Origin of the sequence: Mycobacterium sp. M26 (genome assembly GCF_001494595.1) — a bacterium.
Classification (GTDB): Bacteria; Actinomycetota; Actinomycetes; order Mycobacteriales; family Mycobacteriaceae; genus Mycobacterium.
Genome location: NZ_LN929908.1, coordinates 1,937,415 through 1,953,555, shown reverse-complemented (window position 1 = coordinate 1,953,555; position 16,141 = coordinate 1,937,415). Strand labels below are relative to the sequence as shown.

The 16,141-nt window shown below is 69.0% G+C and carries 13 protein-coding genes; 1 reads left to right on the top strand and 12 read right to left on the bottom strand.

From position 1 onward, the window contains the following. Positions 1-39 precede the first annotated feature (39 nt). Positions 40-1,821, top strand: a complete 1,782-nt coding sequence (locus tag BN3385_RS18590; protein WP_059018859.1) for an ABC-F family ATP-binding cassette domain-containing protein — start codon at positions 40-42, stop codon at positions 1,819-1,821. Position 1,822: 1 nt separating this feature from the next. On the opposite strand, the gene BN3385_RS18585 is transcribed toward BN3385_RS18590, so the two are convergent. The 12 genes from BN3385_RS18585 to pheS all read right to left on the bottom strand — a co-directional run bounded on the left by BN3385_RS18585 (position 1,823) and on the right by pheS (position 16,018). Beyond that, positions 1,823-3,052: an MFS transporter gene (locus tag BN3385_RS18585; protein ID WP_059018858.1), complete on the bottom strand. Its 1,230-nt coding sequence runs from the start codon at positions 3,050-3,052 to the stop codon at positions 1,823-1,825. Continuing rightward, the gene (gene argH, locus BN3385_RS18580) at positions 3,049-4,458 is read right to left on the bottom strand and encodes an argininosuccinate lyase (RefSeq protein WP_059018856.1); all 1,410 of its coding nucleotides are present in this window, start codon (positions 4,456-4,458) and stop codon (positions 3,049-3,051) included. The genes BN3385_RS18585 and argH overlap by 4 nt, the downstream gene beginning before the upstream one ends. 16 nt (positions 4,459-4,474) lie before the next feature. Beyond that, a complete protein-coding gene (locus BN3385_RS18575; RefSeq protein WP_059018854.1) occupies positions 4,475-5,674 on the bottom strand; it encodes an argininosuccinate synthase in 1,200 nt (399 codons plus the stop codon). Between the two features lie 24 nt (positions 5,675-5,698). Then, the gene (locus BN3385_RS18570) at positions 5,699-6,184 is read right to left on the bottom strand and encodes an arginine repressor (protein WP_059018852.1); all 486 of its coding nucleotides are present in this window, start codon (positions 6,182-6,184) and stop codon (positions 5,699-5,701) included. Beyond that, on the bottom strand, positions 6,181-7,110 hold the full coding sequence (gene argF, locus BN3385_RS18565; RefSeq protein WP_059018850.1) for an ornithine carbamoyltransferase: 930 nt from the start codon (positions 7,108-7,110) through the stop codon (positions 6,181-6,183). The genes BN3385_RS18570 and argF overlap by 4 nt, the downstream gene beginning before the upstream one ends. Then, on the bottom strand, positions 7,107-8,312 hold the full coding sequence (locus BN3385_RS18560; RefSeq protein WP_059018848.1) for an acetylornithine transaminase: 1,206 nt from the start codon (positions 8,310-8,312) through the stop codon (positions 7,107-7,109). The genes argF and BN3385_RS18560 overlap by 4 nt, the downstream gene beginning before the upstream one ends. Then, positions 8,309-9,181: an acetylglutamate kinase gene (gene argB / locus BN3385_RS18555; RefSeq protein ID WP_059018846.1), complete on the bottom strand. Its 873-nt coding sequence runs from the start codon at positions 9,179-9,181 to the stop codon at positions 8,309-8,311. Before argB ends, BN3385_RS18560 begins: the two co-directional genes overlap by 4 nt. Continuing rightward, positions 9,178-10,428, bottom strand: coding sequence for a bifunctional glutamate N-acetyltransferase/amino-acid acetyltransferase ArgJ (gene argJ / locus BN3385_RS18550; protein WP_059018844.1), 1,251 nt, complete (start codon positions 10,426-10,428; stop codon positions 9,178-9,180). Before argJ ends, argB begins: the two co-directional genes overlap by 4 nt. After that, the gene (gene argC, locus BN3385_RS18545; protein ID WP_059018842.1) at positions 10,383-11,417 is read right to left on the bottom strand and encodes an N-acetyl-gamma-glutamyl-phosphate reductase; all 1,035 of its coding nucleotides are present in this window, start codon (positions 11,415-11,417) and stop codon (positions 10,383-10,385) included. Before argC ends, argJ begins: the two co-directional genes overlap by 46 nt. Before the next feature lie 37 nt (positions 11,418-11,454). Beyond that, on the bottom strand, positions 11,455-12,363 hold the full coding sequence (locus BN3385_RS18540; RefSeq protein ID WP_059018841.1) for a hypothetical protein: 909 nt from the start codon (positions 12,361-12,363) through the stop codon (positions 11,455-11,457). Positions 12,364-12,479: 116 nt separating this feature from the next. Beyond that, the gene (gene pheT / locus BN3385_RS18535; RefSeq protein WP_059018839.1) at positions 12,480-14,972 is read right to left on the bottom strand and encodes a phenylalanine--tRNA ligase subunit beta; all 2,493 of its coding nucleotides are present in this window, start codon (positions 14,970-14,972) and stop codon (positions 12,480-12,482) included. Next, the gene (gene pheS / locus BN3385_RS18530; protein ID WP_059018837.1) at positions 14,972-16,018 is read right to left on the bottom strand and encodes a phenylalanine--tRNA ligase subunit alpha; all 1,047 of its coding nucleotides are present in this window, start codon (positions 16,016-16,018) and stop codon (positions 14,972-14,974) included. Before pheS ends, pheT begins: the two co-directional genes overlap by 1 nt. Between the last annotated feature and the right edge of the window lie 123 nt (positions 16,019-16,141).

The window sequence follows — 16,141 nt, the reverse complement described above, 5'->3', positions numbered from 1 at the left end:
GCCTCCTGCCACTTTGGCATCACCTATAGGGTCCTTCCAGTGGCACACCTGCTGGGGGCCGAAGCCCTTCACCTCGAGTATCCGACTCAGGTGGTCTTCGCGTCCGTGACCGTCGGCGTCAACGAGGGCGACCGGATCGGGATCGTGGGTCGCAACGGGGACGGAAAGTCCAGCCTGATGGGCATGTTGACGGGCCGGATCACCCCCGACTCCGGGCGCGTCACCCGCCGCGGCGGGGTCCGGGTCGCGGCCCTGGACCAGGCCGACACCCTGGATCCGGCGAGCACCGTCGGCTCCGCGCTGGTCGGGGAACAAGCCGAGCACGAGTGGGCGGGCAACGCCCGGGTGCGCGACGTGGTCGACGGCCTGGTCGCCGATATCGACTGGCAGACGCCGGTGGGATCGCTGTCGGGTGGTCAGCGGCGCCGTGTTCAGCTGGCCGCCCTGCTGATCGGCGACTGGGACGTGATCGGTCTGGACGAGCCGACCAACCATCTCGACATCGAAGGCATCACCTGGCTGGCCGAGCACCTGAAGAACCGGTGGGCGCGCACCGCGGGCGGGCTGCTGCTGGTCACCCACGACCGCTGGTTCCTCGACGAGGTGGCCACCACCACGTGGGAGGTGCATGACGGGGTCGTCGAACCGTTCGACGGTGGGTATGCCGCCTATGTCCTGCAGCGGGTGGAACGTGACCGGATCGCGGCCGCCACCGAGGCCAAGCGCCAGAACCTGATGCGCAAGGAGCTGGCGTGGCTGCGCCGCGGGGCCCCGGCCCGAACCTCCAAGCCGAAGTTCCGCATCGATGCGGCCAACCAGCTGATCGCCGACGTGCCGCCGCTGCGCAACACGGTGGAGTTGTCCCGGCTGGCGACCGCACGGCTGGGCAAGGACGTCATCGACCTGCTCGACGCATCGGTGTCGTTCGACGGCAAGCCCGTGCTGCGCGACGTCGAATGGCGCATCGGGCCCGGCGAGCGCACCGGCATCGTCGGCGCCAACGGCGCGGGTAAATCGACGCTGCTGGGGCTGATCGCCGGCACCCTGGAACCCGACAGCGGACGGGTCAAGCGCGGCAAGACCGTTCGGCTGGCCATGCTCGACCAGCAGTCCAGCCAGCTCGCCGACATCGAAGGTGACCTGGTTCGCGATGTGATCGGCCGGCTGAAAGCCGGATACGAGGTCGACGGCCGCGAGCTCACCCCGACACAGTTGTTGGAGCGCCTGGGTTTTCGACGCGAACAGCTGTCATCCCGGGTGGGTGAGCTGTCCGGTGGTCAGCGGCGCCGGCTGCAGTTGATGCTGGTGCTGCTCTCCGAACCCAACGTGCTCGTGCTCGACGAGCCGACCAATGACGTCGACATCGACATGCTCTCGGCCACCGAGGATCTACTCGACTCGTGGCCGGGCACCCTGATCGTGGTGTCCCACGACCGCTATCTGCTGGAGCGGGTCACCGATCAGCAGTACGCGGTGCTCGACGGCCACCTGCGCCATCTGCCCGGCGGGGTGGACGAATACCTGCGCATCGCCGCCCGCCGGCACAGCGGCGAAGCCTCCGGGGTCACACCGTCTGCCGTCCCGGACCGCGCCGCGTTGTCCGGTGCCGAATTACGTTCGGTGGAAAAGGAAATCGCCGCGCTGGACCGCGCATTGGGCAAGCTGTCCGACCGGGTCAACGCCAAACACGTCGAGCTGGCTGAGCACGATCAGTCCGACCACGTCGGACTGGGCCGGCTGACGAAGGAACTGCGCGAGCTGGAAGACGAGGTCGCCGAGAAGGAGGCCCGCTGGCTGGAGCTGTCCGAGCTGATCGAATAGCTCAGTGCCCCGCGACGCCGTCGGGCATCGGGAACAGCCGCACCAACAGCAGCCCCGACGCGGCGACCAGGCCGCAGATCAGGATTGTCGGGCTGACACCGACCCAGGTCGCGAGCAACCCGAACGCGAAGCTGCCCACCGCCAGCGAGCCCTGCAGGGTCAGGCTGTGGAAGGACGTCATCAAGCCACGATTCTCCTCGGGTGCCGCCGTCTGCACCGCCCACTGATGAGCCACCGTGAGGATGCCCCAGCAGAATCCGGCCACCAGCAGGAAGGTCGCGTCGAGCAGCATGCTGTCCCATTGACTGATTCCCAGCGTCGCGATCGAGAAGCACGCCAGCGCAACCGAACTCAAGGTCGTCATCCGCACTCGGTTCTGCATCCAGGGCATCAGCGACACTGCGGACACCGTGCCCACCGCGAGCGCCGTGAGAAGACCGCCGTAACCGATCACATCGGTCTGGATGTTCTCCTTGGCCTCCAGCGGCAGCAGCGCCACCATTCCGGTGCCCGGCAGCATGAACGCCGCCAACCGGATCAGCGGGCCGTGCAACTCGCGGGACGCCCGCAGTGAGCGCCACCCGTCACCAAAGGACGCCAACGCCTCCCCGACCGAACCGGCCGGGGCCGGGCGAACGGGTTTCGGGACCCGGCTGACGACCACCATCATCACGACATGCGACAGCGCCCGGGTACCGAAGACCACCAGCGCGCCTTTGAAGCCGACCAGGAGACCGCCCATCAACGGTCCGGCGACCTGAGCGAGCTTGTTGCTCAGCGTGTTGAACGAGATCGCCGCGACCAGCTGATCGGCGGGCAGCAGATCATGCAGGAACGGTTTCCATGCTGCCTGCTGGAACACCAGGCCGATACCGACGAGGAACAGCCCGGCCAACACCGCGCCGGCGCTGAGCAGGCCCCCGAACGTCAGCCCGGCCAGGCCGGCAACCGCCACCAGCATCCAGGTGTGCGCCCCCAGCAGCAACCGCCGGTGTCCGTAGCGATCCGACATGATCCCGGCCGGTATCCCGAGGAGCAGAAACGGCAAGCTCGTCGCGGTTTGCACCATGCTGATGAGAAGGGGACTCGTGGTCAGGGACAACATCACCCAGGCGGCGCCGAGCAGGAGCATGACCAGGCCGAGGCTGGACAGCAGATTGGCCGACCATAACTCGCGGAACTGTCGCTGCGCGAAGAGCCGGTATCCCCCGCCCGCACCCGTGGCGCTCACCGCAGGCGCAGCCGCAACCTGTCGGCGGTATCGCGCACCACGGCGAGTTGCTTGGCCACCTGCACCGGTGCGGTCCCGCCGCGGGCGTCGCGGGAGGACACCGACCCGTCCACGGTCAGCACCTCGCGCACGTCCGGGGTGAGCGCCTCGCTGATCGCAGCCAGTTCGTCATCGGTGAGTTCGTCGAGGCCGACACCCCGGCCCTCAGCGGTGCGGACCGCCGCGCCCGCGGCCTCGTGGGCGACGCGGAACGGAACTCCTTGGCGCACCAGCCATTCAGCGATATCGGTGGCCAGGGTGTAACCGGCCGGCGCCAGCGCGGCCATCCGATCCTCGTCGAAGGTCAGGGTGGCGACCAGCCCGGCCATGGCGGGCAGCACCAGCTCCAGTTGGGCCACCGAGTCGAATACCGGCTCCTTGTCCTCCTGGAGGTCCCTGTTGTAGGCCAGCGGCTGCGCCTTCAGCGTGGCCAGCAGGCCGGTCAGGTTGCCGATCAGCCGGCCGGACTTGCCGCGCGCGAGTTCGGCGATATCCGGGTTCTTCTTCTGCGGCATGATCGAGCTACCGGTCGACCACGAGTCGTGCAGGGTGGCGTAGCCGAATTCGGTTGTGCTCCAGAGGATGATGTCCTCGGCCAGCCGGGACAGGTCGACACCGATCATCGCCAGCACGAAGGCGGCCTCGGCGGCGAAGTCGCGGGAGGCGGTGGCGTCGATCGAGTTGTCGCTGGCCGCGGCGAAACCGAGTTCCTCGGCGATCGCATCGGGATCCAGTCCCAGTGACGAACCGGCCAGCGCCCCGGAGCCGTACGGGGACACCGCAGTGCGCCGGTCGAAGTCGACGATCCGGTCGACGTCGCGCAGCAGCGGATGGGCATGGGCCAGCAGATGGTGCGCCAGCAGCACGGGCTGTGCGGCCTGCAGGTGGGTCTTGCCGGGCATGATCGCCGTGGGATGGGCGGCGGCCTGGGTGGCCAGCGCCGAGACCACCTCCAGCGCGCCGGCGGCGACCCGACTCATGGCGTCGCGCAACCACATCCGGAAGAGCGTGGCCACCTGGTCGTTGCGGGACCGGCCGGCCCGCAACCGCCCCCCGAGATCCGCGCCGACCCGATCGATCAGGCCGCGCTCCAGCGCGCCGTGCACATCCTCGTCGGTGGCCAGCGGGACGAAGCTGCCGTCGGCGACGTCACTACCCAGACTGTCCAGCCCGGCCAGCAATCCGTCGCGCTGCTCGTCGGTGAGCAGCCCGGCGCGATGCAACACCTTGGCGTGTGCCTTCGAGGCCGCGATGTCATACGGGGCCAGCACCCAGTCGAAGTGGGTGGACTTGCTCAGGGCTGCCAGCGCGGGCGACGGCCCGTCGGCGAATCGCCCGCCCCACAGCGACCCTTCGTTGGTGCTCATCGCTGCCCGCTGCGGGTCACAGGCCCAGATCCCGGCGGGCCGCGATCTTCGACGACAGGCCGTGCACGTGCACGAAGCCCTTCGCCGAGGACTGATCGAAGGTGTCGCCCTCGTCGTAGGTGGCCAGGTTGAAGTCGTACAGCGAGGTCGGGCTGCGACGGCCGTTGACGGCAATGTGCCCGCCGTGCAACACCATCCGGATCTCACCGGTGACGTGCTTCTGGGTGTCGGCGACGAAGGCCTCCAGCGAGCGCTTCAGCGGCGAGAACCACAGACCGTCATACACCAGTTCGCCCCACTTGCGGTCGGTGCCGCGCTTGAACCGGCCCAGCTCGCGCTCCAGGGTGACGTGTTCGAGCTCGGTGTGGGCGGTGATCAGCACCATGGCGCCGGGGGCTTCGTAGATCTCGCGGCTCTTGATACCGACCAGGCGGTCCTCCACCACGTCGAGGCGGCCGACGCCCTGTGCTCCGGCGCGGCGGTTGAGCTCGACGATGGCCTCCAGCACGGTCACCGGGTTGCCGTCGATGGACACCGGAACACCCTTCTCGAACCCGACGATCACCTCGTCGGGGGTGTTCCAGTTCAGCGTCGGATCTTCGGTGTAGTCGTAGACATCCTTGGTCGGCGCGTTCCACAGGTGCTCGAGGAAGCCGGTTTCCACCGCGCGGCCCCACACGTTCTGGTCGATCGAGAACGGCGAGCGCTTGGAGACGTTGATCGGGATGGCGTTCTCCTCGGCGAAGGCGATGGCCTTCTCCCGGGTCCAGGCGTAGTCGCGGACCGGGGCCAGCACCTCCAGATCGGGTGCCAGCGAGGCGAATCCGACCTCGAAGCGCACCTGGTCGTTGCCCTTGCCGGTGCAGCCGTGGGCCACGATCCCACCGCGATGCTCGCGGGCCGCGGCCACCAGGTGCTTGACGATCAGCGGCCGGCTCAGCGCCGACACCAGCGGGTAGCGGTCCATGTAGAGGGCGTTGGACTGGATGGCAGGCAGGCAGTACTGCTCGGCGAACTCGTCGCGGGCGTCGACCACCACCGCCTCGACGGCACCGCAGTCCATGGCGCGCTGGCGGACCACTTCCATGTCCTCGCCGCCCTGACCAAGGTCGATCGCCACGGCCACGACCTCACGGCCGGTCTCCTTGCCGATCCAGCTGATGGCCACCGAGGTGTCCAGACCGCCGGAATACGCCAAGATGACGCGCTCGGACATGAAGTGTCTCCTTTGTTGTGGGCTCTATCGGATGTTTTCGAACATGGTGGCCAGCTCGGCACCGGTCATCGGCTCACGGGCCACCACCAGGATGGTGTCGTCGCCGGCGATGGTGCCCACGACGTCGGGCAACGCTGCCCGGTCGATTGCACTGGCAAGGTAGTGCGCCGCGCCCGGCGGGGTACGCAGCACGGCGAGATTACCGCTGGCGTCGGTGGACACCAACAGATCACCCAGCAGCCGCGACATCCGCTCGGTGCCACCGGACACCCCGCGCACCGGACTGCCGTCCTCGGGGACGACGTAGACGCCCACCCCGCCGTCGGCGCCGCGCAGCTTGACCGCACCCAGCTCCTCGAGGTCACGCGACAGCGTCGCCTGGGTGACCTCGATCCCCTCGTCGGCCAGCAGCGCGGCCAACTCGCTCTGGCTGTGCACCGACTGCGAGGACAGGATCGCCACGATCCTGGCCTGCCGTCCGGCGCGGGTGGAGCTGACTTCGGTGGTCATCGCTTGTCCAGTAACCAGACCAGGAGTGCCTTCTGGGCGTGCAGCCGGTTCTCTGCTTCATCCCACACCGCGCTGTGCGGCCCGTCGATCACCTCGTCGGTGATCTCGAATCCGCGGTGAGCCGGAAGACAGTGCAGTACAACCGCTTCCGAGTCGGCGTGCGACAGCAGTTCGGCGTTGACCTGGAAGGGTTTGAACGGACCGACACGGTCCAGACCGTCGTTCTCCTGCCCCATCGACGTCCAGGTGTCGGTGACCAGCACATCGGCACCCTTGGCCGCGGCGGTGGCATCGGAGGTGAGCGTCACGGTGGCGCCGGTCTGGGCACCACGCTGCTCAGCGGCGGCCACGAACCGCGGATCGGGTTCGAAACCGGCCGGGGCGGCGATGGTGACGTGCACCCCGGCGGTGACCCCGCCCAGCATCAGCGAGTGCGCCATGTTGTTGGCGCCGTCACCGAAGTAGGTCATCCGCAGACCGCCCAGCGAGCCCTTGCGCTCGACCAGGGTCTGCAGGTCGGCGAGCACCTGGCAGGGGTGGAATTCGTCAGACAACGCATTGACCACCGGAGCGGTGGACGCAGAAGCCATGGCGTTCAACCGCTTCTGGGCGAAGGTGCGCCACACGATCGCGTCGACGTAGCGCGAGAGCACCCGTCCGGTGTCCTCCAGGGTCTCCTCCCGGCCGAGCTGGGTAGCGCGACCGTCGACCACCACCGCATGCCCGCCGAGTTGGGCGATGCCGATCTCGAAGGAGAACCGGGTGCGGGTGGAGTTCTTGTCGAAGATCACCGCCACCCCGCGCGGCCCCTCCAGGGGACGCCGGCTCAGCGGCTCCTTCTTGAGAGTCGCGGCGAGTTCGAGCACCTCGGCCTGTTCGGCCGGTGACAGGTCGTCGTCGCGCAGGAAGTGCCGAAGTGTGCTCATGGGGCTGCCTTTTCGAGGATGTCGGGCAGGGCGGTGAGGAAGCTGTCGATCTGCGCCTCGGTGATGATCAGTGGCGGAGCCAGCCGGATCACGTCGGGTGCGGCGGCGTTGACCAGGAAGCCGGCGTCGCGTGCGGCGGTCTCGATCACCTTGCCCTGCGGGGCGGTGAGCACCACGCCGCGCAGCAACCCGCGCCCGCGGACATGGTCGACCAGCGGGTGATCCAGCGCCTCGATACCGTGGCTGAGGGTCTTGCCCAGCACGTCGGCGCGTTCGACCAGATCCTCGGCGGCCAGCACCCGCAGCACCGCGAGTGCCGCAGCGGTGCACACCGGGTTGCCGCCGAATGTGCTGCCGTGCAAGCCCGGTGTCATCAGATCGGCTGCCGGTCCGATGGCCAGGCACGCTCCGATCGGCAGGCCGCCGCCGAGACCCTTGGCAAGCGTGACGACGTCCGGGGTGATGCCGTCGTGCTGGTGGGCGAAAAACGCACCGGTGCGGCCCACCCCGGTCTGGACCTCGTCGAGCACCAGCAGCGCGCCGTGGCGGCTGGTGATCTCGCGAGCCGCCACCAGGTACCCGGCCGGTGGGACGACGACGCCGCCCTCCCCCATGATCGGTTCGAGGAACACTGCCGCGGTGTCATCGTCCACGGCGGCCGCCAAGGCCTCGACGTCGCCGTAGGGCACGTGGGTGACGTAGCCCGGAAGCGGTTCGAACGGAGCCTGTTTGGCGGGTTGACCGGTGAGCGCCAGCGCACCCATGGTGCGGCCGTGGAAGGCGTTCTCGGCGGCGACCAGTTTGGTGCGCCCGGTCAGCCGGGTGAGTTTGAAGGCGATCTCGTTGGCCTCGGCACCGGAGTTGCAGAAGAACGCCCGGGCCGGCGCCCCGAGCTGGTCGACGAGCGCTTCGGCCAGTGCGACACCGGGTTCGGTGGCGTACAGGTTCGAAGTGTGGCCCAACGTGTTGAGCTGGGTGGTGACGGCCTCGATGACCGCGGGGTGGCGATGGCCGAGGATGTTGACCGCGATACCGGCCAGCAGATCCACGTAGGTCTTGCCGCTCTCGTCGGTGACCACGGCCCCGTCGCCGCTGACCAGCGCGACCGGCGGGGTGCCGTAGTTGTTCATCATGACCGACTGCCAGCGGTCCAACAGGCTGTGTTGATCCCCCGAGTCGCTGCGCTCCTGCCCGCCGCTCATACTCCCACCACCTTCGTCCCCGTCCCCTCATCCGTGAACAGTTCCACCAGCACGCAGTGCTCGACGCGGCCGTCGATGACGTGGGCGCTGGGCACCCCGCCCTCCACGGCGCGCAGGCAGGCTTCGATCTTGGGCACCATGCCCGACTCCAGGCTGGGCAGCAGCTGGTTCAGGGTTACGGTGTCGATCTCGCTGACCAGTGACTCGCGGTCGGGCCACCGGGTATAGAGACCCTCGACATCGGTGAGCATCAACAACTTCTCGGCACCCAGCGCCTGGGCCAGGGCGGCCGCGGCGGTGTCCGCATTGATGTTGTGCACCACCCCGTCGGCGTCGGGTGCGATGGTCGAGACCACCGGAATGCGCCCGGCGGCAATGAGATCCATGACCGCGGCGGTGTTGACGTGATCGACGTCGCCGACCAGTCCGATATCGGTGGCCACCCCGTCGACGGTGACGCTGCGCCGCACTGCGGTGAACAGCTGGGCGTCTTCACCGGTCAGACCGACCGCGTACGGGCCGTGGCTGTTGATCAGGTTCACCAGCTCACGGCCGACCTGACCGAACAGCACCATCCGGGCGACGTCGAGCACTTCCGGGGTGGTGACCCGAAAGCCGCCCTTGAAATCGCCTGCGATGCCGAGCTTCTTGAGCATGGCGGAAATCTGCGGCCCACCGCCGTGGACGACGACGGGATAGCTGCCGACATTGCGCAGGAACACCATGTCGGCGGCGAACGCGGCCTTGAGCAGATCATCGGTCATGGCGTTACCGCCGTACTTGACCACGACGATCTTGCCGTGCAGCGCCTTGAGCCACGGCAGTGCTTCGGCGAGGACCGCGGCCTTGGTCTGGGTGCTGACGGTCATGAGCTGTACGCCGAGTTCTCTTCGACGTAGGCGTGCGACAGGTCGGTGGTGCGGATGGTGGCCTGACCGTCACCGAGGTTGAGAGCGACCGTGACGTCGATATCGGGTCCGGACAGGTCGACGTCACGGGCGCCGGGCGCCCCGGCACCGTCGACACACACCGGGAAACCATTGAAGGACACGGTGATCCGCTCGTGCTCGATCGGGAACGGCACCATGCCGACGGCGGCCAGCACCCGGCCCCAGTTCGGGTCGGAACCGAACAGCGCGGTCTTGACCAGGCTGTCGCGGGCGATCACCCGCGCGGCGGTGACGGCGTCGGCCTCGGTCGGCGCGCCGGTGACGGTGATCGCCACCCGCTTGGTCACTCCCTCGGCGTCGGCCTGCAGCTGCGCGCATAGGTCATCGCACACCCGCAACACGGCCTCGTCGAGATCGGCCTGGCTGGGCGCGATCTCGCTGGCCCCGGAGGCCAGCAGCAGCACCGTGTCGTTGGTGGAGCAGCTGCCGTCGACGTCGAGCCGATCGAAGGTCTTGGCAGTGGCGCGGCGCAGCGCGGTGTTCAGCGCCTCGGCGTCGGCCACCGCATCGGTGGTGAGCACCACCAGCATGGTGGCCAGCGACGGGGCCAGCATGCCCGCGCCCTTGGCCATTCCGCCAACCGTCCAGTTCTGTCCCGAGTCGGGGCTGTGATGCAGCGCAACCTGTTTGGGCACGGTGTCGGTGGTCATGATGGCCCGGGCGGCTTCCTCACCCCCGGTGAGACCGCCGCCCAGTTCATGCACGATCTCGGTGACACCGGCCAGCACCCTATCCATTGGCAGCCGGTCACCGATCAGTCCCGTCGAGCAGACGGCGATCTCGATAGGACCGGTCTCGGTGCCCCACTCCGACAACGCGGCGGCCACCGCCTCGGCCGTGGCGTGGGTGTCCTGGAAACCGAGGGCACCGGTGCAGGCGTTGGCACCACCGGAGTTCAGCAGCACGGCGCGCAGCCGCCCGGTGGTCAGCACCTGCTGGCTCCACAGCACCGGGGCGGCCTTGACCTGATTGCGGGTGAACACCCCGGCCGCGGCGTAATCCGGGCCTTCGTTGAACACCAGTGCCAGGTCGAGTGCTCCGGACTTCTTGATGCCCGCGGCGATTCCGGTGGCGCGGAACCCGGCCGGGGCGGTGACGCCCTGCGTGCGCACCAGCTTGCTCACGGCGCCACTCCCACGATCGACAGTCCTTCCGTTTCTTGCCATCCCAACGCCAGGTTCATCGACTGCACCGCTGCACCGGCGGTGCCCTTCACCAGGTTGTCGATGGCGCACACCGCCACCAGCACCCCGGCGTCGGCATCCACGGCGACCGCCAGTTGCGCGGCGTTGCTGCCGATCACCGACCCGGTGCGCGGCAACTGCCCCTCGGGCAGCAGGTGGATGAAAGGTTCTGCGCCGTAAGCCTTGTCATAGGCCGCGCGGATCTCAGAGTCCGACGCGGTGGTGCGCGCCGTGCAGGTGGCCAGGATGCCCCGCGAGGTGGGGATCAGCACGGGGGTGAACGACACCGTCACCGGCTGGTCGGTGACCGCGCGCAGCCCCTGCGCGATCTCCGGGGTGTGCCGGTGCACGCCGGCGATGTTGTAGGCCCGGGCCGAGCCGATGACCTCCGAACCCAGCAGATCGACCTTGGCCGACTTGCCCGCACCGGAGGTGCCGCTGACGGCCACCACGGTGACCGCGGGCTCGACCAGGTCGGCGGCCACGGCAGGCAGCAGAGCCAGCAGCGCGGCCGTCGGGTAGCAGCCGGGCACCGCGATGCGGGTCGCCCCGCGCAGCCGTTCCCGGTTGCCCGGCAGCTCGGGCAGCCCGTAGGGCCAGCTTCCGGCGTAGGGCGAGCCGTAGAAGCGCTCCCAGGCCGCGGCGTCGGTGAGCCGGAAGTCCGCACCGCAGTCGATGATCACGGTGTCGGGGCCTAGCTGCTCGGCCAACTCCGCCGAGTTGCCGTGCGGAAGGCCCAGGAACACGACGTCGTGCCCGCTCAGCACATCGACGTCAGTGGGCTGCAGTACCCGGTCGGCCAGCGGCAGCAGATGGGGGTGGTGCTCGGAGAGCGGCGAACCCGCGCTGGCGGCGGCGGTGAGCGCGCCGATGGTCAGCCTGCCGTCGGCGTAGGCGGGGTGGCCGAGCAGGAGCCGTAGGATCTCACCGCCGGCATAACCGCTAGCACCGGCAACAGCCACCGAAGTCATTCAGCGATTCTGCATGTTTATGCAGAATCATGCAAATTCATTCCTTGGGCTCTTCGGCGCCCTCTGGAACCGGCCGTTGTGCCGAGTTTTCCGCGATGAGCAACCACGCCAGAGTGGCCAGGCCGATGGCGGTCGCGTGGACACAGACCACGAAGGCGATGTACTCGTGCCAGACGGCGGCCACCCCGCAGTGTTCGACGCCGGTGTGGACCAACATGGAGAACGCCAGCCCTTCGGCGACACACAGCAGCAGCACGGTCAGCAGCGGTGCGGCCCGATCGGCGGGCCGCATCACCGTGTTACGCCACCGCAGGAAGCCCATCTCGAGACCGAGGGTGATCAGCAGCACCGGGATCACCTGGACCATCTGGGCGAAGAAGTCGGTCGAGATGTCGTTGGCGCAGGAGGGCCGGTAGTCGATCACCGGAAACCACAGCGCCGACGCCACCTGGACAACGAAGGTGCCGGCCACCAGCGGCACCGCCCAGCCGTGGCGCGTCAAGCCAACCCCCGGTGCCGCATTGGTGTCCAGTGTGGACGCCAGGACCAGGCCCATCGCCGCCACGAAGACCGCCGCACCGGCCAGGCTGCCCCACAGCGGCAGGTGTTTCTCCGCGCCGGCCAGAAGGATGATCGTCACGTGCAGGGCCAGCACCACCACCGTGCCGAGCGCCCACCAACTGTGCAGCAGCCGCGGTTGGAACTGTCGCCACGTCAGGCCGGGTTCACTCTGCCGGGTGATCCGCCACTTCAGGTAGGCGGCACCGGCCAGCAGGGCGAGGTCGATCGCGAGCACGAACCAGCGCCAGCCGCTCACGGACGCACCGATGACGGTGAGGGCGAACTCGACGATGTCGTCGCTGTAGGTGAAGCCGATGACCATGACGACCACCGCCAGCAGCGCGGGCCACTGGGAACCGGCGCGGCCCACGGACGACGTCTTCACCCGCGGCCCCCTGTGTCTGGACGAGACCCTGAGTATCGCGGCGAGATCGACGAAATGTCGGGATCTACCCGAGAAAGTGCAGCCAAACGTTGGTTTGGGCGGCAGTGGGAGCGCGGTCAGGCCCGCAGTTCGGCTCCGAGGCGCTGTGCGGCGGCCACGGCGGCGTCGCGGGCGGCGCTGGCCTCGTCCTCGGTCAGCGTGCGATCAGCGGCCCGGAAACGAAGCGCCAGCGTCAGCGACTTGCGGCCCTCCCCGATCTGCGGCCCGGTGTAGACGTCGAACAGTGCGACATCTTCCAGTAGCTCGCCGGCACCGTCGCGCACCGCATCGACCACGTCCTGGGCAGCGACATCGGCACCGACTACCAGGCTCACGTCCTGGAACACCGCCGGGAACGGCGACACCCGCGGCGCGGGCAGCGTCTCGGTGATCGGCACTAGGTCGAGGTTCACCTCCACCGCGCAGGTGCCCTTCGGCAACCCGGCACGCTCGACGACCGCGGGATGCAACTGACCGGCGTAGCCCACGACGTGGCCGTCGACCAGGACCTCGGCGCACCGGCCGGGATGCCACGGCAGATGCTGGGCCGCCCGCAGCGTCACCTCGACACCGCAGGCGCGCGCGATGACCCGTACCGCCTCGAAGGCATCGGCCGCTTCCACGGGCCGGCCGGGCCCCCACGGACCGCGTGGCTCCCGCAAACCGCTCAGCACCGCGCCGACATGCACCGGCTGATGCGGCAGCGACGCGTTGAGCGAGGCGATCTCCTCATCGGTGGGCCGTCGATGGGTCGGGATCAACTCGACGGCGCCGGTGTCGGCGGTCGGCTGCACCACCTGGGCGATGGAGAACAGCGCGACGTCGGAGAAGCCCCGGGACACGTTGCGGGACAACGCTTCCAGCAGCGCCGGCAGCAGCGTGGTGGCCAGGTGCGGCCGCTCGGCCTCCAGCGGGTTGAGCACCGAGGTGGTGGCCCGCCTGGGGTCATCAGCCGCCAGCCCCCAGACATCGAAGATGCCGGCGGGCAGGAACGGGGTCGGCAGCACCTCGACATAGCCCGAGAGCGCCAGCGACTTACCCACGGCGCGGCGGCGCTTCTGCGTCACGGTCAGGCCCCGTCCGGCAGGCGCGGTCGGCAGCACCGACGGAATCTTGTCCAGGCCTTCCAGCCGCAGTACTTCCTCGACCAGGTCGGCGGGCTGCACCAGATCCGGACGCCAGCTCGGTGGGGTGACGACCAGGATCGCCGGATCCGCGTCATCCTCCACGACGTCGGCGCCGACCTGGGTCAGCCGGTTCACTGCGGCGCCCGGCTCGTACTCGACACCCGCCATCTGGTCGGGCAGGTCGAAGCGCATCCGCACCGGCGCGGGCGACCAGTCCTGTCGCGGCGGGTCGCCACGCCAGTCGGTCAGCCGCGGTTGCACTGTGCCACCGGCAATCTCGGCCAGCAGCCCCGCACAGCGGTCCAGCGCGGCCACCGAGATCGCCGGATCCACCGACCGCTCGTAGCGGCGGCCCGCCTCGCTGACCAGGTGCAGCCGGCGGATGGTGCGTGACACCGCGGCCGGATCCCACACCGCGGCTTCCAGCAGCACGTCGGTGGAGTCGTCGTCGATTTCGGTGGTGCCCGCACCCATCACGCCGCCGATGGCCGCGGTGGCCACATCGTCGACGATCAGGACGTCACCGGGGTCCAGGGTGCGGGTGATGTCGTCCAGGGTGACCACGGTCTCCCCCGGCTCGGCGAAGCGCACGGCGAAGTCGCCGTGGATGCGGCTGCTGTCGTGGGCGTGCATCGGGTGGCCGAGCTCGAGCATCACGTAGTTGGTGACGTCGACCGCCGGCGAGATCGGCCGGATCCCCGAGAGCAGCAACCGTCGCCGTAACCACCACGGCGACAATGCCTTCGGGTCGATGCCGGTGACCGGACGCAGGGCGAACCGGCTGACTCCGGTACCCGGGGCGATGGTCACACCGAGCGCGGGCCCCTCGACCGGTAGCGCCGGAACGTCGGCGGGATCGACATAGTCCAGGTCGTAGGCGCAGGCGATTTCGCGGGCGATGCCGCGCACCGACATGCAGTAGCCGCGATCCGGGGTGACGGCCAGGTCGAACACCACGTCATCCAGGCCCAGCACCGCGGCGGCGTCGGCACCCGGCTCCGCGGTCCCGGGCGGGAACACCATGATGCCCGAATGGTCGGCACCCAGGCCGAGTTCGGCGGCCGAGCAGATCATGCCGTCCGAGAGCCGACCGTAGGTCTTACGGCTGGCGATGTGGAAGTCGCCGGGCAGCGTGGTACCCGGCAGCGCAACGGCGACCAGATCTCCGACGGCGAAGTTGGTTGCGCCACAGACGATGTCGCGGTCCTCGGCCTCACCGACATCGACCTTGCATGCCCGGATCGGCTTCTTGAACTCGGTCAGCTCTTCGATCGCGGTCACGCGACCCATCGTCAGCGGCCCGCTCACCGGTCCCAGGGTGATGATGTCCTCGACCTCATGCCCGACCCGGATCAGGGCCTGCTCCAGATCGTGCGGCTCGACATCCCAGCCGGGGGCACCGCGCTGGACGACCTCACGCAGCCAGCTGTAGGGAAGACGCATCAGACACCGACTCCGAACGGCAGGGAGAACCGGACATCACCCTCGACCATGTCACGCATGTCGGGAATTCCGTTGCGGAACTGCAGAGTTCGCTCAAGACCCATTCCGAAGGCGAACCCGGAGTAGACCTCCGGGTCGATCCCGGCGGCGCGCAACACATTCGGATTGACCATGCCGCAGCCACCCCATTCGACCCAGCCGGGGCCGCCCTTCTTGTTCGGGAACCAGATGTCGACCTCGGCCGACGGCTCGGTGAACGGAAAGAAGTGCGGCCGCATGCGGGTGCGGGCCGTCGGCCCGAACTCCGAGCGGGCGAAGGCGTCCAGCGTGCCGCGCAGGTGGGCCATCGTCAGACCGCGGTCCACCGCCAGCCCCTCCACCTGGTGGAACACCGGGGTGTGGGTGGAGTCCAGTTCGTCGGTGCGGAAGGTCCGGCCGATCGAGACGATGTATACCGGCAGCTCCCGGTCCAGCAGGGTGCGCACCTGCACCGGCGAAGTGTGGGTGCGCAGTAGTTGGCGCGACCCTTCCGGGGCGATGTGGAAGGTGTCGGACTCGCTGCGGGCCGGGTGGTCCGGCGGGAAGTTCAGCGCGTCGAAGTTGAACTGCTCGGTCTCGACCTCGGGGCCCTCGGCCAGCTCCCAGCCCATGGCCACGAACGTGTCGGCGATGTGCTCGGCGAGGATCGTGATCGGATGCCGGGCGCCGAGGGGCTGGCGGGTGGACGGCAGCGTGACGTCGATGGACTCGGCCACCAGGACCGCGGCGTCACGCTCGGCGCGCAGGACGGCCAGGCGGTCGTCATAGCTCTGCTGGGCGTCGGTGCGCGCGATGTTGACGCGCTTGCCGGCGTCGGCGCGGTCTTCCTTGGGCAGCGAGGCCAGTGCCTGGCGGGCCAGGGCGAGCGGGGCGCGGTCACCCAGGTGCTCGGTCTTGGCCTTGGCCAGCGCGTCGAGGTCGCCGGCCTGGCTGAACGCCTGGCGGGCCGCGCTGACGGCGTCGGTCAGCGAGTCCTGAGACAGCAGGTCGGCGGCTTGCTCACCCACGCGGCGAGACTCTCCTTGGCTAGCAGGCTTGGGGCGCGGCACGGGTGTGACGCAAGTGCCGATCATAGGTGATGCCAGAATGACGCTTCGCGGGCATTTCGCCCGGCCGGCCGCCGGCGGCCG

Bases quoted from the DNA above. Each gene is read 5' to 3' on its own strand.
- pheT (WP_059018839.1), bottom strand. From the start codon at position 14,972: ATGCGTCTTCCCTACAGCTGGCTGCGTGAGGTCGTCCAGCGCGGTGCC.
- BN3385_RS18570 (WP_059018852.1), bottom strand. From the start codon at position 6,184: ATGACCACCGAAGTCAGCTCCACCCGCGCCGGACGGCAGGCCAGGATC.
- BN3385_RS18560 (WP_059018848.1), bottom strand. From the start codon at position 8,312: ATGAGCGGCGGGCAGGAGCGCAGCGACTCGGGGGATCAACACAGCCTG.
- argF (WP_059018850.1), bottom strand. From the start codon at position 7,110: ATGAGCACACTTCGGCACTTCCTGCGCGACGACGACCTGTCACCGGCC.
- argB (WP_059018846.1), bottom strand. From the start codon at position 9,181: ATGACCGTCAGCACCCAGACCAAGGCCGCGGTCCTCGCCGAAGCACTG.
- argH (WP_059018856.1), bottom strand. From the start codon at position 4,458: ATGAGCACCAACGAAGGGTCGCTGTGGGGCGGGCGATTCGCCGACGGG.
- argC (WP_059018842.1), bottom strand. From the start codon at position 11,417: ATGACTTCGGTGGCTGTTGCCGGTGCTAGCGGTTATGCCGGCGGTGAG.
- BN3385_RS18575 (WP_059018854.1), bottom strand. From the start codon at position 5,674: ATGTCCGAGCGCGTCATCTTGGCGTATTCCGGCGGTCTGGACACCTCG.
- argJ (WP_059018844.1), bottom strand. From the start codon at position 10,428: ATGGCAAGAAACGGAAGGACTGTCGATCGTGGGAGTGGCGCCGTGAGC.